This is a genomic window from Bacteroidota bacterium, assembly GCA_020402865.1.
GTDB lineage: Bacteria > Bacteroidota > Bacteroidia > Palsa-965 > Palsa-965.
Map to the genome: position 1 here is coordinate 1 of JADBYT010000036.1, position 26,737 is coordinate 26,737.

At 49.8% G+C, this 26,737-nt stretch carries 28 protein-coding genes; 22 read left to right on the plus strand and 6 right to left on the minus strand.

The window, feature by feature from the left end:
- Positions 1-228 precede the first annotated feature (228 nt).
- Complete coding sequence (locus IM638_18850; GenBank protein MCA6365097.1) at positions 229-858, minus strand: hypothetical protein; 630 nt, start codon at positions 856-858, stop codon at positions 229-231.
- Positions 859-1,001: 143 nt separating this feature from the next.
- On the opposite strand from IM638_18850, the gene IM638_18855 reads away from it, so the two are divergent.
- The gene (locus IM638_18855) at positions 1,002-2,339 is read left to right on the plus strand and encodes an MFS transporter (GenBank protein MCA6365098.1); all 1,338 of its coding nucleotides are present in this window, start codon (positions 1,002-1,004) and stop codon (positions 2,337-2,339) included.
- A gap of 1 nt (position 2,340) precedes the next feature.
- On the opposite strand, the gene IM638_18860 is transcribed toward IM638_18855, so the two are convergent.
- Both IM638_18860 and IM638_18865 read right to left on the minus strand, forming a co-directional pair.
- Positions 2,341-2,508 (minus strand): hypothetical protein, encoded by a 168-nt coding sequence (locus tag IM638_18860; protein MCA6365099.1) that lies wholly within the window; start codon positions 2,506-2,508, stop codon positions 2,341-2,343.
- A gap of 77 nt (positions 2,509-2,585) precedes the next feature.
- On the minus strand, positions 2,586-3,173 hold the full coding sequence (locus IM638_18865; GenBank protein ID MCA6365100.1) for a DUF479 domain-containing protein: 588 nt from the start codon (positions 3,171-3,173) through the stop codon (positions 2,586-2,588).
- Positions 3,174-3,299: 126 nt separating this feature from the next.
- Here IM638_18865 and IM638_18870 point away from each other — a divergent pair, with 126 nt between their 5' ends.
- From IM638_18870 to IM638_18930, 13 genes are all read left to right on the plus strand, one after another.
- A complete protein-coding gene (locus IM638_18870) occupies positions 3,300-4,736 on the plus strand; it encodes a TolC family protein (GenBank protein MCA6365101.1) in 1,437 nt (478 codons plus the stop codon).
- A gap of 14 nt (positions 4,737-4,750) precedes the next feature.
- A complete protein-coding gene (locus tag IM638_18875; protein MCA6365102.1) occupies positions 4,751-6,121 on the plus strand; it encodes an efflux RND transporter periplasmic adaptor subunit in 1,371 nt (456 codons plus the stop codon).
- Between the two features lie 4 nt (positions 6,122-6,125).
- Complete coding sequence (gene tsaB / locus IM638_18880; protein ID MCA6365103.1) at positions 6,126-6,824, plus strand: tRNA (adenosine(37)-N6)-threonylcarbamoyltransferase complex dimerization subunit type 1 TsaB; 699 nt, start codon at positions 6,126-6,128, stop codon at positions 6,822-6,824.
- Between the two features lie 306 nt (positions 6,825-7,130).
- A complete protein-coding gene (locus tag IM638_18885) occupies positions 7,131-7,643 on the plus strand; it encodes an RNA polymerase sigma factor (GenBank protein ID MCA6365104.1) in 513 nt (170 codons plus the stop codon).
- A gap of 11 nt (positions 7,644-7,654) precedes the next feature.
- Positions 7,655-7,909 (plus strand): hypothetical protein, encoded by a 255-nt coding sequence (locus IM638_18890; protein ID MCA6365105.1) that lies wholly within the window; start codon positions 7,655-7,657, stop codon positions 7,907-7,909.
- Positions 7,902-8,369 (plus strand): periplasmic heavy metal sensor, encoded by a 468-nt coding sequence (locus tag IM638_18895; protein MCA6365106.1) that lies wholly within the window; start codon positions 7,902-7,904, stop codon positions 8,367-8,369. Before IM638_18890 ends, IM638_18895 begins: the two co-directional genes overlap by 8 nt.
- Positions 8,366-9,049 (plus strand): hypothetical protein, encoded by a 684-nt coding sequence (locus IM638_18900; protein MCA6365107.1) that lies wholly within the window; start codon positions 8,366-8,368, stop codon positions 9,047-9,049. The genes IM638_18895 and IM638_18900 overlap by 4 nt, the downstream gene beginning before the upstream one ends.
- Positions 9,046-10,101, plus strand: coding sequence for a c-type cytochrome (locus IM638_18905; GenBank protein MCA6365108.1), 1,056 nt, complete (start codon positions 9,046-9,048; stop codon positions 10,099-10,101). The genes IM638_18900 and IM638_18905 overlap by 4 nt, the downstream gene beginning before the upstream one ends.
- Before the next feature lie 17 nt (positions 10,102-10,118).
- Positions 10,119-11,468, plus strand: coding sequence for a YHYH protein (locus IM638_18910; protein MCA6365109.1), 1,350 nt, complete (start codon positions 10,119-10,121; stop codon positions 11,466-11,468).
- A gap of 169 nt (positions 11,469-11,637) precedes the next feature.
- Positions 11,638-12,051, plus strand: a complete 414-nt coding sequence (locus IM638_18915) for a hypothetical protein (GenBank protein MCA6365110.1) — start codon at positions 11,638-11,640, stop codon at positions 12,049-12,051.
- A 27-nt stretch (positions 12,052-12,078) separates the two neighbouring features.
- Complete coding sequence (locus IM638_18920) at positions 12,079-14,445, plus strand: TonB-dependent receptor (protein MCA6365111.1); 2,367 nt, start codon at positions 12,079-12,081, stop codon at positions 14,443-14,445.
- On the plus strand, positions 14,445-15,485 hold the full coding sequence (locus IM638_18925) for a histidine kinase (protein MCA6365112.1): 1,041 nt from the start codon (positions 14,445-14,447) through the stop codon (positions 15,483-15,485). The genes IM638_18920 and IM638_18925 overlap by 1 nt, the downstream gene beginning before the upstream one ends.
- Complete coding sequence (locus IM638_18930) at positions 15,482-16,255, plus strand: response regulator transcription factor (GenBank protein MCA6365113.1); 774 nt, start codon at positions 15,482-15,484, stop codon at positions 16,253-16,255. Before IM638_18925 ends, IM638_18930 begins: the two co-directional genes overlap by 4 nt.
- Here the strand turns inward: IM638_18930 and IM638_18935 are convergent.
- Together IM638_18935 and IM638_18940 are read right to left on the minus strand one after the other, a co-directional pair.
- Entirely contained in the window at positions 16,252-17,166 is a 915-nt protein-coding gene (locus IM638_18935) for a hypothetical protein (GenBank protein MCA6365114.1), read from the minus strand. The two genes, IM638_18930 and IM638_18935, sit on opposite strands and share 4 nt — an antisense overlap.
- 209 nt (positions 17,167-17,375) lie before the next feature.
- On the minus strand, positions 17,376-19,403 hold the full coding sequence (locus tag IM638_18940) for a thioredoxin domain-containing protein (GenBank protein ID MCA6365115.1): 2,028 nt from the start codon (positions 19,401-19,403) through the stop codon (positions 17,376-17,378).
- A 70-nt stretch (positions 19,404-19,473) separates the two neighbouring features.
- Between IM638_18940 and IM638_18945 the strand changes: the two genes are divergently transcribed.
- The 8 genes from IM638_18945 (at position 19,474) to IM638_18980 (ending at position 25,901) form a co-directional block, all read left to right on the plus strand.
- Entirely contained in the window at positions 19,474-20,394 is a 921-nt protein-coding gene (locus tag IM638_18945) for a CPBP family intramembrane metalloprotease (GenBank protein ID MCA6365116.1), read from the plus strand.
- Between the two features lie 27 nt (positions 20,395-20,421).
- Entirely contained in the window at positions 20,422-21,078 is a 657-nt protein-coding gene (locus IM638_18950; protein MCA6365117.1) for a TatD family hydrolase, read from the plus strand.
- Between the two features lie 14 nt (positions 21,079-21,092).
- Positions 21,093-21,809: a tRNA threonylcarbamoyladenosine dehydratase gene (locus tag IM638_18955; GenBank protein MCA6365118.1), complete on the plus strand. Its 717-nt coding sequence runs from the start codon at positions 21,093-21,095 to the stop codon at positions 21,807-21,809.
- A 148-nt stretch (positions 21,810-21,957) separates the two neighbouring features.
- The gene (locus IM638_18960; GenBank protein MCA6365119.1) at positions 21,958-22,338 is read left to right on the plus strand and encodes a hypothetical protein; all 381 of its coding nucleotides are present in this window, start codon (positions 21,958-21,960) and stop codon (positions 22,336-22,338) included.
- Between the two features lie 53 nt (positions 22,339-22,391).
- Entirely contained in the window at positions 22,392-22,676 is a 285-nt protein-coding gene (locus IM638_18965) for a hypothetical protein (protein MCA6365120.1), read from the plus strand.
- Between the two features lie 10 nt (positions 22,677-22,686).
- Positions 22,687-23,484, plus strand: coding sequence for a hypothetical protein (locus IM638_18970; protein ID MCA6365121.1), 798 nt, complete (start codon positions 22,687-22,689; stop codon positions 23,482-23,484).
- 6 nt (positions 23,485-23,490) lie between these two features.
- On the plus strand, positions 23,491-24,510 hold the full coding sequence (locus IM638_18975; GenBank protein MCA6365122.1) for a hypothetical protein: 1,020 nt from the start codon (positions 23,491-23,493) through the stop codon (positions 24,508-24,510).
- Positions 24,511-24,665: 155 nt separating this feature from the next.
- Positions 24,666-25,901, plus strand: a complete 1,236-nt coding sequence (locus IM638_18980; GenBank protein MCA6365123.1) for a T9SS type A sorting domain-containing protein — start codon at positions 24,666-24,668, stop codon at positions 25,899-25,901.
- A gap of 56 nt (positions 25,902-25,957) precedes the next feature.
- Here the strand turns inward: IM638_18980 and IM638_18985 are convergent, their stop codons facing one another.
- A complete protein-coding gene (locus tag IM638_18985) occupies positions 25,958-26,686 on the minus strand; it encodes a DUF2807 domain-containing protein (GenBank protein MCA6365124.1) in 729 nt (242 codons plus the stop codon).
- Positions 26,687-26,737: the final 51 nt, after the last annotated feature.

The following is a 26,737-nucleotide window of genomic DNA, read 5'->3' on the forward strand; positions in this document are numbered from 1 at the left end:
ATTTTTTCTTACTAATGATTTTGCGTCTTTTTTGACCGCTCTTCGTTGCTTTTTTCGCCAATCCCGACAATACTGTCGGGACAGGTATTGACTCAAAAAGCGCCTCAATCGGCCAAAAAATCCTGTAAAATCAAAGCGCAATAAAAAATCCTAACAAGCTCTTATAGAAAAAGCCCCCGAACGCGCTGCGATGCGAACGGGGGCTTCTACAATTAAAAAAAGGAAACCTTACTTTTTCTTACGATCAAAAATACTACCCATATTATAACTTACCCCGATTTCAACCATAGAAGTGGCACTAAAAACCCTGAAACGCGGAACCGAACCATAAACCGAAAATTTTGAATACACACTAACCGGCAGCGGACGTTTGGCTATTGAAAAATCGCGCCCCACACCGAATGACACACCACTTACCAGACGACGATTTGATGTGCCGGAAAAGAGGCCCGGCCAGTTACTGTTTTCTGTGGAAGCACCAAAGGCCCGGCGCACCCCGAACATAGGTTCAATACTGGTAAACCAGCCACTCTGCCGTGTTTTCTGAAACTGATAACCAATGGTTAGCATGCTGTTTGCCTGATTTAAACGGCGGTAGAAAAGTGAATAATTTAATGTAAGATGTGTGTTCTTGAGCACCGTTTGCGGCAACTTCCCGCGTTTGGTTTGCGTAGCTGTTTTAGCGGTAAGCACATAGTCGCCGCCTATTTTAACACCATTCCAGCCACCGATGCCTATATCGGCAATGTGCAAAATAACATTGCCCGGTTGTGCTGTGGCAATTTCCTGAGCCTGAATGCGAGTAACAATAAGTGATGCTGTAATAAGCGCAAGCGTGAGGGGAAAAGAGGTTTTCATAGCTGTATAATTAACTTGTTTACTGCTATGACCGGAAAAACTAATTACACCCCTATGTATAGTTAGATTTTTTTCAGGTAATGGAATTTATGCGCCGGAAATAATTGAAACACACTATCAAAAGTGTAATCTTGTAAACGCTTATGCAGGCACATGCACATTTTCCGTTAAGGTTACAGCTGGTTTATGCATCGGGTATGACCGGGTGGAGTATTCTGGTTAATCTTATCGGTGTGCTGCTGCCTTATTTTTATTTACCTCCTGACAATGCAGGCTGGCAGCCGCTACTACCTCAGATAATGGTGCTGGGTGTATTCAGTTTGCTGGCGGTAATTACGTCGGCGGGGCGTTTGGGCGATGCGGTGTATGATCCGCTCATCGGGCAGTGGAGCGACCGCAGCACACACCGGCGCGGGCGGCGTATTCCGTTTATGATGTGGAGCATACTGCCTTCGGTGCTGACGTGTGTGCTGGTGTTTACACCGCCTTCCGATGCCGCTTCCAACGCCAATGCGTGGTGGCTGGGCATTTCGCTGGTGCTTTTTTTTGTATCGTCAACCACCTACATCATTCCCTGCAATGCGTTGCTGCCCGAACTGGCTCACACGCCCGAGGCACGGGTGCGGCTTTCGACGTTGCAGCAGGCGGGTTTTACGCTGGGCATTGTGATTTCGGCATTCAGCAACAACCTTGCGGCTTTGCTGTATGATGCATTTAGCCTGAGCAGCCGCCGCGAAGCCCTGCAGGCGGCCATTGCCGTGCTGAGTGTGCTGGCCGGAATTTTCCTGCTGCTGCCCGTGCTGTTTATTAACGAACGCAAATACTGCACCGCACAGCCTGCGCACCAGCCGTTGTTTAAGGCCATACGCTCGGCGCTGAGCAATGCTTCGTTCCGTATATATATTGTGGCCGATTTTGCCTACTACATGGCGCTGTACATAATTACAAGCGGACTGCTGTATTATGTAACCGTGCTTACCGGCCAGCCCGAGTCGTTTGGCGTGGTGCTCATGGCATCTATGGTGGGTGTATCGCTGCTGTTTTACCCGCTCATCAATTGGCTGGCGCGCAGGCTGGGTAAAAAGAAATTAGTGCTGGCGGCTTTTGCCGTGCTGGCAGCAGTGTGCGGCAGTGTGTACGGGCTGGGGCATTTTCCGGCAGCAGCCAAAGTACAGCTCTTTGCCTTTGCGGCTCTGGCGGCTTTTCCGCTTGCCGCGCTGGGCATTTTACCCCCCGCCATACTGGCCGATATTGCCCGCCGCGATGCCGAACTAAGCGGCGAAAACCGGGAAGGACTTTACTTTGCCGTAAAATACTTTGTGGTAAAACTCGGGCAAACGCTGGGCATTGCCGTGTTTGCCACGCTGGCCGTATTGGGTAAAGACCCCGGAAACGACCACGGACTAAGGCTTACCGGCGTGGCCGGCGCCATACTTTGCATTCTTGCCCTGCTGGCATTTTTACGCTTCCGCGAAAAATAACTCAGGCTGCGCTGTGCTGCGGACTTACAAGCGTATCATTAAGCACCGGACAATCGGTTTCCATACCGGCCACATCAGTATAATCTTCCACTTTTACTTCGTAGGGAAGAACCGCAAGCGCCAGCACGGCGAGGCATACAAGAACAAGCGTAAGGGCAGAAACAAACATAGTGACTGAGGTTTGCCTGCAAATTTCATTGCGCAAAATGAAGCCGGTATGAACGGGAGATTATGTTTGCTTTATCCCTACAAACCTTCTTCGCGAAATGCCCGTGTATGCTCAACAAGCGAAGGAAAGAAAATTTCAAAATCCTGTTTGTAAAAACTGTAATCGCGCTCCAGAAATTTTGCGGCTTCTTCCATGTGCGACACAAATGCCGTGCGTTTGGCCATACCGCTGAGGGCGCGGTGAATGCCCTGAATACCGGCATAGCCGAGCAGCCAGTTGTTTTGTTTCATGTAGGGAAACATAAACTGAATGCGTGGCGGAAACAGCAGCCAGTGCCGCTCAAGCAAACCGTAAATGCGGTGGGTGTAAGCTTCAAGCGGCTCGTCGGAGTAATCGCTCCAGTTGGTGGCAAGGATGTGGTCGTAAAACACATCGGTAATTACACCGGCATAGTGGTTGAAATGCGGACGCAGCCTGTTTTTGCTTTTCGAAACAGCCGGATGCGTATCGGTAAAATAGTCGATGGCGCGGTGCATGCGTATTCCCTGCTGCACAGGCTCGGGAAAGGCGGCCAGACTGCGGCCTTTTACGGCATCGCCGATGAGGTTGCCTACCAGTAAAGGTTCGCTGTTGGCTGAAAGATAAAAGTGTGCGAGGAAATTCACTTGTTAAAGGTAAGCAAGAGCTACACATGAATACATGGCGCAATTCAAAACTATCTCATATAAGTGTATTAATCAGGTTTGATTGCCTGCTTTCCTGTACCTTTGCATGTCTCTGAAAATCTACACATGCGCAAACTGCTTTCTTCACTGTGTATCGCGCTGATAACTCCGGCCGTGCTTATGGCACAGGCAGCCACTCCGGCAGCCGGCCAGCCCTGGAATCTTCAACAATGCATTGAATACGCACTGAGCCACAACATACAGGTGCAGCAAACGCGCCTCAATGCCGATCTGGCGCAGGCCAATTTGCAGCAAAGCAAGGCCAATGTGCTGCCCAACCTCAATGCCACGGCCGCGCACAGCTACCAGTTTGGCCGCACGGTTGACCGCTTTACCAACACGTTTGCCGATGGTACCGTGCTTTCGCAAAACTTTTTTGTGAGCAGCAACATTACACTCTTTGCCGGCGGACAGAACTACAACACCATACGCCAGAACCAGTATGCTGTGCAGGCGGGACAGGCGCAGGTGGCACAAACGCAAAACGACATAAGCCTGAACGTAGCTACGGCCTACCTCAATGTGCTTTTTGCCGAAGAGCAGTTTGCCGTGGCCGAAGACCAGGTGGCACTTACACTTACTCAGGTTGAACGACTACGCAAATTAGTGGATGCCGGAGCTAGCGCAAAAGGTCCGTTGCTTGATCTGCAGGCGCAACTTGCGCAGGAAGAACTCACCCGCGTAAATTCGGGCAATAATGTAACGATGGCCTACCTCAGCCTCACCCAGCTCATGAACCTTGACAGCACCGAAGGCTTTCGCATTCTGAAGCCCGACCTGCCGATGCCTTCGGAAAACATTGCAGCCAATTCGCCCGCTCAAATTTACCAGACTGCCATGGGCACCATGCCCATGATTAAGAAAGCACAACTTGACCTGCGCGGCGCCGAGCGCGGACTGAAAATTGCTTATGGCGCGCTGAGTCCGCGTTTAAGTGTGCAGGGCTCGCTCGGAACGGGTTATTCGGGGCTGGCCCGTGATATTTTGAGCACCTCCGTATCGGGCAGCAACGCCATCGGATTTACATCAACCGGCGATATTGTATATGTGCCGCAGCTGAGCTACGAAACGCGTGTAACACCGTTTATGGATCAGTACCGGAACAACGTAAACCGCGTAATCAGTTTCCAGCTTACGGTGCCCATTTTCAACAACCTGCAAACGCACACCGCCATTACACGCGCCCGCATACAGCAGGAAAATGCGCGACTCACACTCGAACAGCAGGAGCAGCAGCTGCGCCAGCAGGTTGACAAAGCCTACACCGATGCGCAGGCTGCGCTGCAACGTGTAAAAGCATCAGAAGCCGCGCTGGGTGCTGCCGAAGAAGCATTCACCTATGCGCAGAGCCGCTTTGAAGCCGGCGCCATCCAGGCCATTGATTACGGCACGGCAAAAAACCGTGTGACACGTGCAAAAGCCGATTTGCTGCAGGCCCGTTTCGATTATATTCTCAAACTTAAAGTCCTCGATTTTTACCAGGGCAAACCACTTACCTTCTGATTCAAATTACGTCTATGAAACGCTTTCTGATAATCAGCGGAATTTTAATCGTCGCCCTCATTGTAGTGGTGATGATTGTAAAAGGCGACGGCAGCAAGGCCATACGCGTGGCTACCGAAAAAGCGTCGCGACGCAGTATTACTGAACTGGTGTCGGCCAGCGGTAAGGTGCAGCCCGAGCAGGAAGTAAAAATTACTTCAGATGTGTCGGGGCAGATAGTAGAACTGCTGGTGAAAGAAGGCGACACGGTAAAGAAAGGTCAGTTGCTGCTGCGTATTAACCCGAACGTTTATGAATCGGCAGTGGAACGCATGCAGGCCACGGTAAACGGCGCACGCGCCAATCAGGCCACCAGCGAAGCCCGCCTTGCCCAGTCGAAAGCGCAGCTTGCCAATGCCGAACTGGCATTTAACCGCAGCAAAAAACTGCACGATCAGAAAGCCATTTCGGATGCCGAGTTTGAAACCGCCAAGGTGCAGTTTGAAACCGCCAAAGCCGATGTGCAGGCAGCAACCGAAAGCGCCCGCAGCGCCGAGTTCAGTGTAAGCAGCAGCGCCGCATCACTCAAGGAAGCCAATGAAAATTTAACGCGCACCAGCATTTACGCACCCGTTTCAGGCACCATTTCAAAACTTGCCAAACGCAAAGGCGAAAGTGTGCTGGGCAACGCACAAATGGCCGGTGAAGTAATTTTAACCATTGCCAACCTGCTTGAAATGGAAGTGCAGGTGGATGTAAACGAAAACGACATTCTGCGCGTACACCTGAACGACACGGCGCTGATTGAAGTGGAAGCGCACGACAACCGCAAGTTTAAAGGCATTGTAACCGAAGTAGCCAACTCGGCCACCTCATCGGGCCTGAACACCGATCAGGTGACCAACTTCTCGGTTAAAATCCGCATCCTGCGCGAGTCGTACAAAGACCTGATGAAAGCCGACCGCCCCAACGATTATCCTTTCCTGCCCGGCATGTCGGCCACGGTGGATATACAAACCCGCTCGGTGCGAAATGCCATAGCGGTGCCCATTCAGGCAGTAACCACACGTACTGACACGGCTGCACAAAAAGGCACTGACGAAGAGCTTGCCAAAGGCAGCGATGCCGGCGGTCCGCCCCCGGCCATGGAAACCGGCGACAAGCGCGAAACAAAAACAGAAACCCGTGAGCCGGTGGAATGTGTGTTTGTGCTGCGCGAAGGAAAAGTGAAGTTAGTGGCCGTAAAAACCGGCGTGCAGGACAATCAGTATATTGAAATAGTTTCGGGATTGAAGGAAGGGGATGAAGTAGTGAGTGCGCCGTTTAGTGCGATACGTACCAAGCTGTTTAACGGAGCGGCGGTGGAAAAGGTATCGAAGAATGAGCTGGTGACGGATACGGAATAAACCCATGCGCATTCTCCACATAGAAACCGCCACCGGCGTATGCTCCGCAGCCCTTTCTGATGGCGAAAAGCTGCTGGCCGAACGTACGGTGAACGAAGCGAACGTGCATGCCGAGCGGCTTACTGTATTTTGCGAAGAAATTATGCAGGAAGCCGGTCTTGCTTTTTCACAACTGGATGCGGTGTGTGTGAGCAAGGGGCCTGGTTCGTACACCGGGTTGCGCATTGGCGTATCAGCCGCAAAAGGTTTTTGTTATGCACTAAACATTCCGCTGCTGGCGGTGAATACGCTTGAAGCACTGGCGCATGGCATGCAGGCCGGGGCTGCGCCGGGCACCTTGCTTTGTCCGATGCTGGATGCGCGGCGTATGGAAGTATATCATGCCATTTACAACTACGATTTACAGGAAGTGCAGCCCACGGCGCCGCTGGTGGTGGATGCCGGCAGTTTTACGGCTGTGCTGGAAAAGCAAACCGTACTTTTTGCCGGTGATGGTATGCCCAAATGCAGGCCGCTGCTGGAGCCGTTTGCCAATGCACAATTCAGCAATGTGCTGCCTGCTGCCCGGCATTTGATTGCCCCCGCACTGAAAAAGCTGGCGGCAGGCGAGGTGGAAGATATTGCGTGGTTTGAGCCTTTTTACCTGAAAACGTTCCAGCCCGGGCCGGTGCGTTCGGGGGGCGGGGGTGCGCAGGTTGTTTGAAACACCTGACGGTTTGAATTTCCAGCCGGGATTGCTCCCGCAGAAATTGCGGGAGGAAAGCGCGCAGGATACAGGATGTTTTTTGTAGAAATTACCGAGCACTTGGAGCGCAAAGCCCGAGCCTAGCGGTTTTTAGATTGCACAACTGATTCGCTCCAGATTATTTTTTGTACTTGAGCTAAATAGGCGAAGGATTACTTTTTGTAAAACGTCTCACCAGTGAGACGAACATTTAATTACCTTTTTACTCCCAAACCACACTGCGCCGCTTTGAATCTGGAAGAGCTTTACGGAGCCTATAAAAACATGGTGTACAACCTGGCGCTTCACTATGTACAAAACGTGGAGGATGCAGAGGAAATTACACAGGATGTGTTTCTGGCGGTGCATCAGTCGATGGACAATTTTGAGCAGCGGGCGGCGGTGAGTACGTGGATGTACCGGATTACGATAAACAAATCGCTTGATTTTATACGAAGCCGGAAGCGGAAAAAGCGGTTTGCTTTTCTTACGGCCTTGTTTGGCGACGACGGGCGGGAAACGGTGCAGCTGCATTCGGAATTTAATCACCCCGGCGCGGCACTGGAGCAGAAAGAAGCCCTGCAGCGCATTTTCGGCTGCATAAATGATTTGCCCGACGGCCAGAAGACGGCGCTGATACTGATGAAAATAGAAGGCCGCAGCCAGCAGGAAACTGCCGAAATAATGAACACCACAGCCAAGGCCGTAGAATCGCTGGTGCAGCGGGCCAAGGTAAATCTTTCAAAAAAACTGGGGCAGGCCGAAGGAACTGCACACGAAAAACGTTCAACTGAATAAGCATACAAGCCATGAAAACCGACCTGGAACTTTTAACCACGCTGCAACGCGCCGAAATATCGCCGTATGTGTGGACACGCATACAGGCCCGCATTGCAACCCGCGTGCAGATGAACATGAAGCCGGCCCTGGCATGGACCATGCTTGGTGCAGCGGTGGTGCTGCTGGCTGTAAATGTGGCGCTGGTGGCTTTCCCCGCACAAAAAAATTACAGCGAAAGCGCAAGCGGACTCTCCTCTACTTCCAATTATCTGTACAATGAATAAGAACCGGCTTTTTATTACCCTCATTGTACTGCTGCTTACTGCGAACGTGGTGCTGCTTGTGTTTGCCTTTGGCGACAGGCGCCACCACCCGCCGCGACACCACGGGCCAAAAGATAAAATTGTGCGCCGCCTGAATTTTGATGAAAAACAGGCCGGACAGTTTGAAATACTCATTCATGAGCACCGCCAGGCGTTGCATGCGCAGGACGATTCTATAATGAACCTGCGCCGCGAATTATACCTGGCACTGAACACACGTGATGCAGTGATGAGCGATTCGCTGCTGAACGAACTGGCAAAGCAGCAAATGCGCATTGAGCGCATTCACTTTCTGCATTTCAAAAGCATTCGCGCATTGTGCAGGCCCGAACAGTTGCCCGCCTTTGATTCGTTCGTACCCGAATTATCGTCGATATTCAACCGCCCCGGCCCGCCACCGCCGCCGCCGCACGAACGATGAAACAAGCAGCACTGCTCATATTCTTTTGCATACTTGCACAAACTGTGCGGGCTGCTGCCACGCTGCTTAATTTTATGCCGGTTTTTGGCAGCGAAAAATTAATACTTGAAAAAACATACTACCACGCCGCCACGCACGACAGCGTACGCATAGATGTGTGCCGGTTTTATGTGTCGCAAATAAAGTTTTTGCGCGATGATAAGGTGACTTTTGATACCGGCAGCAGCGTGTTTCTGATTGATGCCGCCGACAGTGCATCGCAGCAATTACAATTTACTTTGCCCGACAGTGTGACGTGGGATGCCATTACGTTTTGCTTAGGCACCGACAGCATTACAAATACTTCGGGCGCACTGGGCGGATGCCTTGACCCGGCAAACGGCATGTACTGGGCCTGGCAGAGCGGCTACATTAATCTGAAGCTGGAAGGCCGGTCCGCAAACTGCACCACACGAAAAAAGCAGTTTCACTATCACCTGGGCGGCTATACATATCCGTATGCCACCATTAAAGAAGTGTTGTTGCCCTGCGCACAAAGCAGCAACACTACAATTGTGTTTAACGCCGGGCATTTTTTTGAAACTGCCGATGTGAAAAGCAGCCCAACGGTAATGTCGCCCTGCGCGCAGGCAGTGGAGCTGAGTTGGGCGGCAGCGGGCATGTTTACGATAAGGCCATGAGGAGAAGCACGGTTATACTCTGCCTGCTATGCGCAGTGATTGTGGCTTTCCGCAGTTGGGAGCCGGGGCCTGAGTGGCCTGCACACTTTCCGAAGCCGGTGTATGATTTCAGGCACAATGCACTGCGCAGTGAAACCGTGCAGCTTGGCCGTGCGCTGTTTTACGACCCGCTTCTGTCGGCCAGCAATGCGGTGTCATGTGCCTCCTGCCACTCGCAGTACAATGGTTTTGCGCATGCCGACCATGCCCTGAGCCACGGCATTTATGATTCGGTTGGCACACGCAATGCACCTGCGCTGATGAACCTGGCCTGGCAGCGGAGTTTTATGTGGGATGGTGCGGTAAACCATCTCGACGTGCAGGCACTGGCACCCATTACACACCCGAAAGAAATGGGTGAAACGCTGCCGGGTGTAATAAAAAAGCTGAATGCTTCGCCGCTTTATCCCGCCTTGTTTTTTGCAGCTTTCGGCGATTCGGCCATAACCGGCCAGCGCATACTGCTTGCCCTTTCGCAGTTTCAGCTCACACTTATTTCGTCCAATTCGAAATACGACAGTGTGAAAGCCGGCAAAGCGACTTTCAATCCGCAGCAGGCGCGCGGCTATGCGCTGTTTAAAACACATTGCAACACGTGCCACCGCGAGCCGCTTTTTACCACCGGCGCATTCAGCAGCAACGGGCTTCCGGTTGACACCACACTTAACGATTTTGGCCGGGGCGCAATTACGCACCGCAGCAGCGATTCATTGCAATTTAAAATCCCCACACTGCGCAACATCGAGTTTACCTTTCCATACATGCACGACGGGCGATTTACGCGCCTTTCGCAAGTACTTACACATTACACATCGGGCGTCGTTCAGCATAAAAATCTTCCTTCATCACTCCAAAAACCAATAACACTCACACCTGACGAAAAAGTAGATCTCACCGCATTTCTCCTCACCCTTACCGATAAAAAATTCCTTTACAACCCAGCATTTTCCTATCCGAAAGAAATATTCACTTCTCCGCGAAGGATGCCAGAAATTTCATCGTCACAGCAATAAACCAAACCCTGCCACCAATGAAAAGTAAATTCCTTTTTGTTTCGCTTGCCATTACTGCAGTTGCTCAGGCACAAGGGCCCGTAATTACGAGCTGGTTGCAAAACACCACGCTTACGGGCCAGTACTATGTACAGAACAACTCCACACCCATAAACAACAACATTGTAGCCAATGTGCAAAGTGTGCAATATTCCACCAACTGGGTATATGTGAGCACAAACGGCATTCCCGCCTACATTACCGGCCCGTTTCTGGACGGTAATCCGTCGCAGGCAAGCGACCAGAATGCTATTTTCCGCATTCCGCAAAATCCGCAACCCAACACCGGCTCACCGGTGAGCACCACGCCGGGAAATATTGGTGTATTTATTAATGGAGTAGCCTTGTTTGATTACCGCGACGGTGTGTCGTGGCGCAACGCATCGGGCACCGAGCAGGGCGGCCCGATACAAGGCCCGCCGGGCGACGGTGTGTGGAACCGCGATGCCGTGGTGGCCGAACGATCGGGCTTTGACTGTGCAAAAGGGCATCCGGCTATGGGTAACTATCACCATCATCAAAACCCGTCGGCCTTTGATCTTGATCTCAGCGTGCTTTCCACCATTTGCTCCACTTATGATGCCGACGGATTGTATGTAATTGACAGCACTGTTCACGCGCCGCTTATTGGCTATGCGTATGACGGCTATCCGATTTACGGGGCATACGGCTACCTGAACACCAACGGCACAGGAGGCATTGTACGCATGAAATCAGGCTATCAGCTGCGCAACATTACCGTGCGCACACACTATGCCGACGGCAGCGATGTAACCGACGGGCCACCGGTGAACAGCACCTATCCGCTGGGCCGCTACCGCGAAGATTACGAATACATTGCCCATCCGAACGATCCCGATTACTTAGATGAACACAACGGCCGTTTTTGTGTTACCCCCGAATACCCGAACGGCACGTATGCGTACTTCTGCACGGTGGATGCAAACTGGAATTCGGCTTATCCGTACGCGGTAGGACCTACATTTTACGGTACAATAACGGTAACAAAAGTAACCAGCATCAACGAGCCGGTTACAGTGTACAACGCGCCGTCGGGCTTGAATGAAGCCGAATTCGGGCAGCTGGAGTTCAAACTCTTTCCCAACCCGTCGAACGAATTTGCCATTGTACAGGCCGGCAGTCTGGTTACCTCAAACCTGAGTGTAAAAATATTTGACGCTACCGGCCGCATGGTGCAGGAAACACAGCTAAATCAGGGCAGCACGCTGGCCTATATTGATACCCGCACCTTATACAACGGTATGTATTATGCCGAAATTTCGTCGGGCAGCCACAAGGACGTGCTTCAGTTTGTAGTGGCGCATTAACATCATATTACTTACATCCCCCGTTTAAAAACCGGCGGCACAATTATGTGTCGCCGGTTTTTAGTTTTTCGGGAGATGAGCGAACCGATTAAAACGGTTCGGGGTTATTTTTTTACGGTTCGCGCAGCAGGTGGTTGGGGAAGCTGAAATGCCTGTTCATTTTTGCCACATGAATTTAAGCCCAAACACTCAACTCATGTGCGGCATCCTGCTTATTACGGTGCCCACGATAGCTTTCGGAGGCAGTTTTCTGCTTCGCGTACTTTCAGGCTCAATAGCCTTGCCGCTCACGGCATTTCAAAAGTCGATGTTCAGGGCCGGCCATGCGCATGCGGGTGTGCTTGTGCTGCTGGCATTGATTGTACAGCCGCTTATTGAGGCCGTGCAGTATGAAACAGGCATGGAATGGTTTCTGCGCGCATCGTTTGGTGCTTCGGCATTGCTGGTGAGCGGCGGATTTTTTGCCGCTGCAGGGCATAAAAATGCCGAAAAGCCCAATAAGTGGATTGCCCTGCTTTGGGCGGGAGCACTGCTGCTTTCGGGCGCACTTATTACGCTTGGTCTTGGTTTACTGCTTAATTGAAACGCATTTAATAACTTCAAACTCGCAATGAAAACGTTTTTTCACCTTCTGCTTTTCGTTTTTGCACTGCCCCTTTCCGTTGCAGCGCAAACGCCCTCTCAAACCGTTCGTGGAAAAGTAATTGACAACCAAACCAAGGCGGCGTTGCCCGGCGTGGTGGTTATTCTGGGCGACAGTGGTTCTGCGCTGCGCACCACGGCAAGTGATGTGGCGGGAAATTTTCGTTTTGAAAATGTAGAAGTAGGCCGCCGCCTGTTGCGCTTTAAACTGCTTGGTTACCGCGAACGTGCCATGAACATTGTGGTAAGCGCAGGTAAAGAAGTGGTGCTTACCGTGGAACTCGAAGAATCTGTGGTGCAGGCAAAAGAAGTGGTGATTACTGCACAGGACTCCAAAGGAAAGCCCAACAATGAAATGGCGACGGTAAGCTCGCGTTCGTTTTCAATTGAAGAAACACAGCGTTACGCAGGAAGCCTCGGCGACCCGTCGCGCATGGCGGCCAACTACGCCGGTGTGAGTGGTGCGCAGGATTCGCGAAATGATGTAGTGGTGCGCGGAAATTCGCCGCTGGGTGTGCTCTGGCGCCTGAACGGACTGGATATTCCGAACCCGAATCACTTCGGCTCGTTTGGCAGTACCGGCGGACCAGTTAGCATTTTGAACAACAACGTACTCGACAATTCGGATTTCATGTCGGGCGCTTTTCCGGCTGAATACGGCAATGCCACAGCTGCCGCATTTGATCTGAAACTGCGCAACGGCAACAACGAGAAATTTGAATTTCTGGGGCAGGTTGCATTTAATGGATTTGAAGGGGGAATTGAAGGGCCACTGAGCAAAAAGCACAATGCTTCGTTTCTGGTGAACTACCGCTATTCCACACTCGTACTTTTCAAACAGCTGGGCATAAATTTTGGCACCGGCACCGCAGTTCCAAAGTATCAGGATCTTTCGTTCAAGCTGAATTTCCCCACCGAAAAACTCGGTACATTTTCAGTGTGGGGCATTGGCGGCCTCAGCTACATTGAACTGCTCGACAGCCAGCGCGACACCACACAGCTTGACCTTTACACCATTGGCGGATTTGACACTTATTTCCGTACCAATATGGGTGTAGGTGGTTTTACTCACATCATTTCTTTCGGCGAGCGTTCCTACGGCCGACTGAATATTGGTGTAACACTGCAGCAAAACAAAGTGCGCCTTGATTCGGTTTCGTTTTCCGACAATTCCTTCTGGCCAAGCTATGGCAGTAAATTCAGCCAGACACGCATTACGGGCAATTACACGGTAGTCACTAAATTCAACGCACGCAACACACTTAAATCCGGCGTATATGCTGATCTGTTGAATTTCATACTGCTTGACAGCACCAACATTACAGCCACTACATTTCGCCGCCTGCGCGATACGGAAGACGGCACTGCACTTATACAGGCTTATACACAGTGGCAGCACAAGTTTACCGATTTACTTACCCTCAACACAGGCGTTCACTACCAGCAGCTGCTGCTCAACAATTCGGTGAGCATTGAGCCGCGTGTGGGATTGCGCTGGCAATACAACGAGAAAAATGCGTTCAGTTTCGGCTCAGGCCTGCACAGCCAGATGCAAACCATTTTCACGTACTTCAACCAGACTTATCTGCCAGATGGCAGTTACCTGCGCACTAACGAAGCACTCGGCTTTACCCGAAGCATTCATGCGGTGCTGGCCTGGGACAGAACGTTAGGAAAAAATGCACGCATCAAAGTAGAAACCTACTACCAGCATTTGTATGAAGTACCCGGTCTTGAGCGCGTATCAATTTACTCTGGCTTAAACGAAGGTGCCGACTTCAACGCACCCAACACTGACAGTCTCGTAAACAACGGCACAGGCCGCAACTACGGCATTGAACTCACTGCCGAGCGTTTTTACAACAAAGGCTGGTATTTCCTCACCACCGTTTCGCTCTTCGAATCGAAATACACGAGTTTTGGCAGCAGCGAACGAAATACAGCATTTAACGGCAACTACGTAGTGAACCTGCTGGGCGGAAAAGAATTTAAGTTCGGAGCAAAAAATATGCTTTCACTTGATTTGCGCACCAATGCCGCCGGTGGAAAACGTTACATCCCTATCGACCTGAATGCCTCATCGCTTGCCGGAGAAGCAGTGTATGATAATAGCCGAGCTTATGAACTGCGATACACCGACTATTTCCGTATAGACCTGCGCGTTGGGTACACACGCAACGGAAAACACATTACCCAAACCTGGGCCATTGACCTGTTGAATATTACCGACAACAAAAACGTATTTACTCAGGAATATAATGCAGCCAGCAACAGTATAAAAACCAATTACCAGACCGGTTTTTTGGTAATTCCTCAATACAAAATCACATTTTAATGAGTACCACGGAAAATAAAACATCGGAAAAAATCAATGATCTGCGCGAGCGGATCATTGGTATTCCGCTGGTAGGTTTGCTGGGCATGCTGATGAGCCGGGGAGGAAATATGGTGAGCTATCTCGAATCGTTTCTGCTCTCCCTGTTTTTCACCTTTTCGCTCTGGCATCTTATCCGGTATCTGGTAATAAAATTGCGCACTAAATTCCCGGGGTTGCCGAATACACGAAAACGAATCATTTATCAGCTGGGGGTTGGCATTCCGCTCACAATTCTCTTTATGTCGGGCTTTTGCATTAACTACGGCTTATTCAAATATGGCGCTCAGTTTCCGCTGAAACCCGTAATTATCAATACCATTATCGGATTGGCAATTACGCTTTTCATCTCAACGATTTACGAATGTGTTTATTTTTTCCAGCAATGGAGACTTAGTCTTCTGGAAGCACAGGAGTTGAAACGTCAGAATATCCTTTCGCAGTTTGAAACATTGAAAAGTCAGGTCAATCCGCATTTTTTGTTCAACAGTTTAAATACGCTAACCGCATTAATTGAGGAGTCGCCACCGCAGGCTGTGCAGTTTGTACAGCAACTATCACAGGTGTACCGTTATGTGCTTCAGGCACGCGAAAAAAACACGGTGGCGCTTTCGGAAGAGCTGGATTTCATCAGGGCGTATTTATATCTGCAACAAATCAGGTTTGGCGATCATCTGAAAGCCGAAATACATACCGACCTGCATTCAGAACAGCTTCACCTTCCTCCGCTGGCATTGCAACTGCTGGTGGAAAATGCCATTAAACACAATGTAATTTCCTCGGCACAACCACTTCGACTGATTATCAGCAGTGATTCATCGGGTGAACTTACCGTGAAAAATGTACTTCAGAAAAAGAGCACACCGGAAATACCGGGCGGATTCGGACTGAGTAGTATTACACAGCGTTACCTGCTGCTTGGCGCCAAACCGGTGCGTATTAATCAGGACAATGACTTTTTCAGTGTAGTGCTTCCCTTACTTCAACCTGCACAACGATGAATATTTTCATACTTGAAGACGAAGCGCCGGCGCTACGACGTATCACCAAATTAGTACAAGAAATACTACCGCAGGCCGTAATTACAGGGACTGCCGACAGTGTAAGCGAAGCCATTCAACGACTGGAACGGATTGCGGAACCGGATCTGATTCTTGCCGATATTCAACTTGCAGACGGGCTCAGCTTTGACTTATTTGAGCAGAAAACACTAAGCTGTCCGGTAATTTTCACCACTGCATTTGATGAATACGCCATTCGCGCATTTAAACTCAACAGTATCGACTATCTGCTCAAGCCCATTGACAGAGCGGCATTGAATAAAGCTCTGGAAAAACACCAGCGGCTTTTCAGTTCAGGCAACAATGGAATTCAGATGCCGCAATGGCAAGACATTATCAGACAAATCCGTTCGGGAAATATCTCCTATAAAAATCGTTTTCTGGTAACCAAAGGAGCGCAGCTTTTACCGGTTTCCGGCGACGACATTGCGTGGTTTGTGACCGAAGACAGACTCGTGTTTCTGCACACGCTTCAAAACCAGCGATACATTTGTGACCATACGCTTGATGAACTGGAAACACTGCTTAATCCCGAACAGTTTTACCGTGCCAACCGCCAGTATATTATCGGTATAAAAACAGTGAAGGTCGCTGAAAACGGTTTTAACGGGAAACTGCATCTTCACCTCCACCCCGCTCCTCCCGAACAGGTAATTGTAAGCCGCGAAAAAGCATCACAGTTCAAAGAATGGCTTGCCGGCGAACGTTAATTCCGGGAGCGTGTTTCTTCTGCGGGCTCGTTGTAAAACAACTTCACAATATCAATCCCCTGCTGCTGATGGCGCCGGTTGATAAATGCATACGGTAATGACGAAACCGACTGATAGAGATATGTGTATTCGTCATGCAACACCGCATTCTGATACAACCTTACATGTTCAAGCCGTCCGAGACTGTCTCTCGTGTATTTAAGCAATTCTTCACCGGAATTTATACCCGTCATTGAAAACAGCCGGCTGCTCAAACGTCCAAGACTGTCATACACATACCTGTACGTATTGTAATGTCCGCCTACAATAAACGACAATCGTTCTTCGAGCACACGGCCAGCCTCGTCGTAATCTGAAATCATTTGCCGGTAGGGCTTACCTTCGTCGTTAAGTGCAATTTGTGTAAGCTGACGCGGCGAATAACGTTCATACCGGAACTGTTCTTCGGAGATTACGGTTTGCACACCAAGCACAAAATTGGCGTGATTGCGGCCTGTATTTGTTTCACGCACGTGTATGCGTACTGCCAGTGTGTTGTCTTTGTTCCACGTATAATACCATGTATTGTAATAATCACCATCGCAGAGGCGGCGCATGTTCAGGCGGTTAAGGCTATCGTATGCGTAGTGAACAAATATGGTATCATATACATAGAAGTTTTTATACTCAATACGTTCCGGACGGATGCGGCGGCCACGGCGGTAAATGGCAGGAATAACAATTTCTTCGGTGCGGGTGGTGCGCACACGATTGCGCCAGTATAGTTTCAGATTGCCGAGTGAATCGAACTGATAATACTCGCGCAGCCCTTTATCGCTGATGAGCTGCTGATCAGGTTTGTATTGAATGGCAATATTGATGAACCTGATTTTATTGGCTACAATGCTATCGCGGTTAAATGCAAAAGGCACGGCAAAAGGATCATCGCTGACAGGGATGAATAACTGCGCCGATGCCTGAAAAAAGCAACAGAGCGTAAAAACGAGAAGCCGCAAAATTCTGAAACCCATACACACGCAGCCATGCAAACACCACAGTTTGCATCACTTTACAAAGATTGCCCATGGCAGCCGGAAGCACATCATTCCGGTTGATGTTTTATTAACAGGCACCTGTGTATTTAACCGTTGCGTAGTAGGGCTAATGCTTCTTCCAGGGTATTCACAGGTTGCAGGCAGGCGTTATTTTCGCACACGTAGGCCTTTTTCTGTTGCGGCTTTACACGCCCTTCGAGCAACGGAAGAGCAGAGGGCGAAAGGCTTCCGGCGGCAAGCATATTGGGCTGATACTGTAAACGCAAAGCCACGCAGGTTTCGGAAGCGGTAAAACCGGCCACTGCCAGCTCACGGAAGGGGAAGCAGAAATGTAACTGCAACAGCATCCAGTTTGAATGGCCTGCACCGTAGCCGATAATTTCGCGCTGCATCATGCGCAGCATATCAGCTGCCCGATTTGTCCATGTAGCATTACCGAAGTAATGCCCGAGGTAAAACAGGTTGCGCGCCATTACCGAATTGGAAGCCGGAATTACATTGTCGGAAATTTCCTGCTTGCGCGCAATCAGCGCCGGATCTTCGTTTGAAGTAAACCAGAACAGGTTGTTTTCATCGTCGCTGAAATGTGCAAGCGTATATTCGGTAAGCTGTTTGGCCAGTTGCAGCCAGTCTTCATCAAACGTTACCTGATACAGTGCGGTAAAAGCATCAATAACAAACGCATAATCTTCGAGAAAGCCGTTTACCGTGCTGCGGCCGTTTTTCCAGCTGTGCCACAAACCACCATCGGTACGGAGCTGTGCCGAGCGGATAAAACGCGCATTGCGCAATGCCGTGAGCAGATATTCCTCATCGCCTGTAGCTGCATATGCATCCACACAGCCGCGCAGCATCATGGCATTCCACGATGTAAGCGATTTATCGTCGAGCCCCGGACGCACACGTCGGTTGCGCACATCAAGCAACATGGCATTTACTGTTTTGCTTTTTGCATGCAACTCATGCACGGTCATTGCATGCCGCGCCGCAACAGCCTCCATGCGTTCGCGGCGAAGCAAAATATAATTGCCATGCTCCCAATGGCCAATGCTGTTTACATTATACAAATCAGCATACCATCCAAAATCTGCACCCAGCAGCTGTTTCAGCTCGTCTTCGCGCCACACGTAAAACTTCCCCTCCTCACCTTCCGAGTCGGCATCGAGCGCCGAGAAAAATGCTCCGCTTTCATGGGTAAGTTCACGGCGAACAAAAGCAAGTGTTTCTTCGGCCACCTCGCGGTAACGCATGTGGCCAGTCATACGGTAAGCCTCACTGTAAAGCGATACAAGCTGCGCATTGTCGTACAGCATTTTTTCAAAATGCGGCACTTTCCAAAGCAGATCAGTTGAATAACGCGCAAAACCGCCACCCACCTGATCGTAAATACCACCATCGGCCATTTTATCGAGTGTGAGCAACGTATGGCGCAATACATCTTCGCGCCCGGTATGATGCGCATAACGCAGCAGAAAAAGATAATTGTTCGGCAACGGAAATTTGGGCGCGCGGTTAGGTCCGCCTTCACCATTGTCCACACGCAGCAACCACTGCTCCACCGAAAGCCCGAGCCGCTCGGCGGTAATTTCCTTTTCGCCGTCTTCCGGCAACAACCGCTCCACACGTCGCACACCGGCTGTTAATTCTTCGGCGTACTGAAAACACTTTTCGCGTTCATTCTTCCACAGTTCGGCCAGATTGATCAGTACATTCACCCAGCGTTCTTTCGGAAAATAAGTACCGCCGTAAAGCGGCCTGCCATCGGGCAAAGCAAAACAGTTGAGCGGCCAGCCTCCGTGTCCGGTCATAAGCTGCACAGCCGTCATATACACCTGATCAATATCCGGGCGCTCTTCACGATCAACCTTGATACAGATGAAATGTTCGTTCATCAGCTTCGCCACTTTTTCATCTTCAAATGATTCGTGCTCCATTACATGGCACCAGTGGCAGGCCGAATAACCCACACTCACCAGCATGAGTTTGTTTTCGGCTTCAGCTTTGGCAAGCGTTTCGGCATTCCACGGCATCCAGTTTACCGGGTTATGCGCATGCTGAAGCAGATAAGGGCTGGTTTCGTGAATAAGTGCGTTGGTGTATGCGTGCTGTGTCATGTATGCAAAGTTAGGATTGCGTTTTACACACCGTGTTAAAACCAGCCGAAAAGCAATATCTTCACCACACATGAAAGATATTGCTGCATACTTCCGCAGGTATTTCGGAACCGGATTCAGCTGGACATACTTTACACTGCTTACGCTGCTGCTGGGCGGTTTCACGGCTTTTGTGTATGCCGATAAAGCGCGGCTGCAATGGACAGGCGGCGGCGCAATTGACGCGTGGCGTTTTGCACAAAATTTTGCCGTGTTTGGCGGCGTGCTTATCAGCGCCATATTGCTTTGGTATCCGTTTGCAAAAGACAAAACCTGGATTCGTTCGCCAAAATTCTGGCTCGCCGTATGCGTGGGTGCGGGCGCATTTTCGCTGGCTACATTTTTTTACTGGCACAAGGAATGGATCAAGCAGATTACCGACGGGCCGGTGGAAATATTTTTGCTGCGCATAAGCAGGTATCCGGCCAACCTGATACTGCTTATGTTGCCGGTGTTTGCCTGGTGGTGGATTGAAGACCGCAAGCGCGAACCGTTTTACGGATTTAAGAAAACCAATCTGAAGCCGTATATTATTTTACTGCTTATGATGGTGCCCCTTATTGTGGCTGCCACGTTTTCATCAGGTTTTCTGAAACAATATCCGCAAGCCATACGCATGCTTAACGCCGCACAGCTAACGGAAAACCGGCTGGGTTACGGATTAGTGTTTGAGGGATTTTACGGCGTAAATTTTGTGGTGACGGAAATTTTCTTTCGTGGTTTTTTATTGTTTGTATTAAGCCGGTGGCTGGGCTATGGAGCGGTGTTGCCGGTGGCCGCGTTTTATGTGACGATCCATTACGGAAAGCCGCTTGGCGAAACGATAAGTTCATTTTTTGGCGGGATAGTTCTTGGGGTAATTGCGCTGGAAACGCGTTCGGTGTGGGGCGGTGTACTGATTCACCTCGGCATTGCGTGGGGAATGGAAATTGCGGCGGCGCTGGCGCGATAATTGGCGGCTGTTTACGAACTTAGCGGCATGCCGTTGCCCTATACCGATGCACATACGCATTTCCGCTACCGCCCGCCGCAGCAGGTGAAGTTTGTGCGCAATGCGTTTTTGCTGAAATCGGCCGGAACGCTTGCCTACCCGGTTTGCTGCGGGCTGCATCCGTGGCTGGTTGAGGCAAACTGGAGCAAACAGATTGATTTGCTTGCGCAGCTTGTGAAACAGCCAAACGTAGTGGCCGTGGGCGAATGCGGCTTAGACTATGCACACGGCAACGACCGCCGGCTCCAGCACGAAGCCTTCAGTGCGCAGCTTGCATTGGCCAACGAAGCAAAAAAGCCGCTGGTGCTGCACGTGGTGAAAGCACTGCACGATTTGCCGCCGTTTCTGAAAACAGCACAGGTAACAGCAGTGTTGCACGGCTACCGGGGAAATGCGCAGCAAACGGCACAACTGCTTGAATTTGACGTGATGTTCAGCATCGGTACCCGCATGCTGCGCCAGCCTGAGCAATTGAAACAACTTGTGCAGCACATTCCAACCCACAAACTCCTGCTCGAAACCGACACCACGCCGCACCTGCTGCCCGAATTGTATAACCAAACCGCCACGCTGCTTAACATCTCCGAAGATGCGCTGCGTATGCAGGTGTTTAGTAATTTTGCCCGCACATTTTCCATTGAATGAATCAGCCTGATACAATTCCTTACTGGATGTCGCGCACGCAACTGCTGCTGGGCGACGAACCTGTGAAAAAACTCATGACCGCCAATGTGCTCGTGGTGGGCCTCGGCGGTGTAGGCGGCATTTGTGCCGAAATGATTGCGCGCGCAGGCGTAGGCCGTATGACAATTGTGGACGGCGACACGGTGGATCCGAGCAACGGAAACCGGCAAATACCCGCCCTGTTCAGCACACACAAACAAGCCAAAGCCACCGTAATGCAGCAACGCCTGCTCGACATCAACCCCGATCTCGAACTTACGGTTATCAATGATTTCATCCGCGACGAAAAAACAAGTGCGCTCCTCGACAACGGCAATTTCGATTATGTAGTTGACTGCATCGACACGCTTTCGCCTAAAGTATTTCTGATTGCCGCATGCAGACAACGCGGCATTCCCATTGTAAGCTCAATGGGTGCCGGCGGAAAAGTTGATCCCTCGCGCATTGTAGTGTGCGATATTTCGGAAACCTACTATTGCAACCTCGCCCGCTATGTGCGCAAAAGGCTGTATAAACTTGGCATACGAAAAGGAGTTACTGTAGTTTTTTCCGACGAAGAAGTTGATCAGTCGAAAATTATTGTGACCGAAAAAGCCTATCCGAAAAAATCAATTATTGGTACAATGTCTTATTTGCCTGCTATATTTGGGTGTACAGCGGCAAGTGTGGTTATAAGGGATTTGATGAAATAGTATTTTGGGGGATTCTAACTACTTACGGGTTCTTTCGGTAAATTATATTCTCCACAGAAAGAATTCAACACCCTGATTTCCCTCAGTTTACTGTATGGTTTTTCACAATTAACAGAAAGGGAAATAAATTCCTTCTACCTTTGCACGCATGATGCGTCAGGTAATATCAATCCTGTTCATAGCTGTTTTTCTCGTTCAACTGATGGGAAAAACACTGGTTACGGCGCATTACCTCATTCACAAAGAAAAAATTACCCGCACACTTTGTGAGAATAAAACAAAGCCTTCGAAAAAATGTCACGGCAAATGCCAGCTCATTAAAAAACTTCGTCAGCAGAAACAGGCCGAAGGCAATGCCCCGGTTTCACTGCCCGAAGTACTTAAAGGCAAAACCGAATTCCCGGCCGAACTGCATGAAATAGCGGTTTCACTGATTACGCCCGTAGAAACGCGCACCCTTTACCCTGTTTACATTCCTTCCCGATCTTCCGTTCAGCACACCGATATTTTCCATCCGCCCTGTTGCTGATTGCCGTTGAGGTAAAAATTCTTTTCTTATTTCTTACTCATTTCAGCACTCAAATGACAGAAACCATTTCTGAGTGGCTGGATACTTACCCTGCGGAAATTACTGTGCTGATTTCCGGCCTGCTGGCTATTGCCGTGCTTCACGAAATACTGTGGATACAGTTTTATTCGATCAAGCTCCGGCTGCATACGCAGGGTGAACTTCCGGGTACCACTCCCGCAACAGGCGGCGAACAACAGCTCACAGGGCTGGTTCAACGCTTTGCAAAACTAATTACCTGGTTTTCGGCAGCCGCCGTGGTGGCGTTGCTGCTGGCAATCGTCAAACTCATTTTCTAACACAATCAGCATGAACTCATTTCTTTCAACTACAACACATATCGTTCTCTTTACCGCTGTAGCCGGCATGTTCACCTTCTCAGCGTGCGACCGCGACGATGATGATGATGTAACACCGACACCTACAGGAACAACCGGTTCACTGAAAATTCACGTGGAAAACCTGTTCGACACACTGCCGTTTGAACTGGGCAGCACAAACTACATTACGGCCAACAACGATACCGTGAATTTTTCGATGTACAAATACTACATCTCCAACATCAAACTCATCCGCCCCGACGGCAGCCGCTATGCCGAAACGGAAAGCTATCACCTCATTAATGCAGCTGATACAAACACGCTTGAGTTTACCATTGCCAACGTGCCCAACGGCGCATACAGCGGTATTGAATTTATGATTGGTGTGGACAGCCTGCGCAACGTATCGGGCTCGCAAACCGGCGCGCTTGATCCGGCAAACGGCATGTTCTGGACATGGAGCACCGGCTACATCATGGCTAAAATGGAAGGCTCATCGCCGCAGTCGGGTGCTGCAAACAACAGCATTGTATATCACATTGGCGGCTTTACCGGTGCAAACTCCTCGCTGCGCATTGTATCACCTTCGTTCAATGGCGATCAGGCCACAGTAAGCTCAACTGCTACACCCGAAATACACCTTGCCTGCAACGTGGCCGAGTGGTTCCGCAATCCGGTTACCATTAACGTGGGCACCACATTCTTCCAGATGGCTGTAAATGCCAATTCATCAATGATTGCTACCAATTATGCCGACATGTTTACGGTTGAGCATATCCATAACTAAGCACAAATGAGCAGCTACATAGTAAAAAGCAGCATGGTTGTAATGACCATGCTGCTGCTGCCACTGGCCGCTGCGGCATGCGATATCTGCGGTGCATTTATAGGTATTACGCCGTACGACAATCAGAGCAATATTCAATTCTTGCATCGTTACCGCAGTTTCAACGGCTATGCAGCGGCCAACCAGCAGCCGCAGCTATTTCCGCAGGGAGTCTGGCGCACGCCCGCTGCATACTCGCCGCTGCATACCACGCATGGCAACGGAACCGCGCAGCCGGTGTACAGCAATACCGATTTTGAAGTATTCCGCAGTTACGAACTTCGCCTGAAATACTTCATCCACCGCCGCATCGAACTCAATGCCTTCATACCGTTTAATCAAAACATGACCCGCAGCGGCGATGAAAAAGATGTGCTTACCGACATGGGCGATCCTACGGTTTATGCCGCCTGGCATGCCATCCGTAAACTGGAAGATGTAAAAATCCAGCAGCGGCTCATCATCGGTATAGGCTCCAAACTGCAGTTTGGCCGCACGGCACTGCGCAATGAAAAAGGACAACGCTACCACCTCATGCTGCAACCCGGCACCGGCAGCACCGATTTGTTTTTGTACACCAGCTACACCGCCGGCTACAAAAAATTTGGCCTTAATCTCAATGCCATGGGCAAAATAAACGGCACCAATAAATTCAACGAACGTATTGGAAACAGTGTGGTAAGTTCGGTGAATGTATTTGCACGTTTCAAGCTGAACAACAATCTCGTTCTCATGCCCTCGCTGCAATCGTATTACGAATATTCAAAAGGTATTTATGTAAACGATGTGCTTGAATACGGATCAGGAATGAATGTAGCTATGGCCGGCGCAGGTGCCGAACTGGTGTGGAAAAATATAAGTTTTCAACTTGCTGCACATATTCCTGTACATGAGCATGCTCCGGCAGAAAACCTGTCGAGTGCCGGAAGAATTGTAGCCGGGGTTACATTTAACTTTAACCAACAGCACTATCTGTTTGGTAAATAGGTTAAACGCCTGAACCAATTAACTATTAGTTTAGGCCAATTATCAAGCCGTGTGGTGATTAAATTGGTTTATACTTGTAGCAGAGCAGATTATAAAATCATATTTGTCTGATAATAATCAGAATAGTTAAACCTGTTTATCAGTATAATTCAGCCATGATAAAAAAATACATACTTCCTTTTGCCATCTTGCTGTTTACCGGCTTAAGCCTGAAAGCGCAGGATACACTGTGGACGCGCATTGCTCAGCCCGACAGCTTACAGGTAAACGGTGTGGGCTTTTCGGCAAACGGTACGCAGATTGTATCAGGCACAAATTGCCATCCGGCGCATCTGCGTTTGTGGCAAACGACTTCGGGCAGTCTGATGTGGGATTATGAAGTACCCTCAAGCCTGATGTGCCTGATGGGGGTAGGAATAAGTGCAAACAGCAACTACATTGCCACCATCGAAGAATTCGGGAACATTATCATATTCGACAATACACAATTTCCTCCCGATTCAATGACCACGATTACCACCGGAACTGCGTATGCGTTTTCAATGGCTTTCTCGCCCAACAGTGCCAAGATTGCGGCGGGCGGATCGGCCGGTAAACTCAAGACCTATAATATCGCCACCGGCACACCCGACCTGAATGTAACCGCGCATACGGGTTTTGTGTATGATGTGGCCTACTCGCCCGACGGTACGCGCATTGCCACCTGCGCCGGCGACAACAAAATTAAAATCTGGGATACGCTTGGCACCTTGCTGCACACCTTTACCAATCATACCGACGATGTGCTTGGCGTGGAATTTACGCCTGACAATGCGAGGCTGGTAAGTTGCAGCAAAGACAATACAGTGAAAGTGTTCGATGTAATCAACTTCCAGTTTCTGCAAAGCATATCGCCTTCCAGTGCCGATGTAAACTGCATTGCTATTTCCCCCGATGGCGCTTATTTCGCCTCCGGTTCGGGTGATGCGTATGTACGCATTTATAACCTTTCTACCTATCAGCTTATTCAGCAACTGCCCTACTCTTCGGGTGGTGTAGTGTCTTTGGCCTGGTCGCCGATGGGAGGGAAAGTTGTTTCCGGCACCAAAAGCGGAAAGGTAGTTTTATATGATGTGTCACTCATTGCCGGTATAGAAACAACGCAGGAAAATACGTTTACGGCATATCCCAATCCGTTTACCAACTCGCTGCAAATAATTACCGGAAATTACGAAGTAAATACACTTTCGATAAGTGATGCAGCGGGGCGTACAGTGTATGAGGAAAATACTACATACCTCGCCGGAAGCACCATTCACATTAACGGCGAATCGTTGGCAACGGGTTTATATTTCATTACACTCGCCACTTCCGACGGAAGCAGAATTGTACAGCGAATCATACATCAGTAATAACAGAAAGGCCGGTACACAATGCACCGGCCTTTTGTTTAATACAGGGATGTGAATTACTCGCTTTCTATTGATGAAGCCCCCGAAGTGGAACGGTTTACGTTGCCAGGAGTGCCCGAATACACAAAATGAGATGCACCTGACGATTGTGCATTAAGTTTGCGGTTTACACGCATACGGGCTTCTGAAGCACCGGAAAGTGTAATGGTGAGATCATCCGCTGTAAATGCATCACCGTAAAGTTCTGATGCACCGCAGAGAATTACAGTAGCCTTATCAGCACGGCCTCTGATTTTGGCTTCAGAAGCACCATTGAGATTGAGTTCAATATTGGATGATTTCAGATTACCGTCAAACTCAGAGGCTCCGGAAAGCATAAGATCAATGGGTGCAGATGGAAACTCACCCACGAGTTTAAGCTCGGCAGCCCCGCTCAGGTCGCCACCTTTAAACTGCGGACCGGTAAGGCGTACTTTAAGCGGTTCGCTGTCGTGATTATGAAAAGTACCGTTGAGCGAAAACACTAATACCTCACCCGACACTTTAGCCTTGGCGGCTTTCACCATTTCTTCGGGCCCTTCAATTTCGCACGATACAGTAGATGAATAACGGTATTCAATATCAAACACACTGGCAGCCTCGATTTTAGAAAAAGCACTTATTGTACGCTTCTGTTTAATCACAGGGCCATCACAAACAATTGGTGTGGCAAAACTGAAATCAACAGCTTTAATCCAGAAAACAGCCACCAGGGCGATCAGAATGAGAGGAAATGCTTTTTTCATTGTCAGGCGTTTTTGGTGTGGTGTGAATAATGCAATATAGCGTGGTTTGGA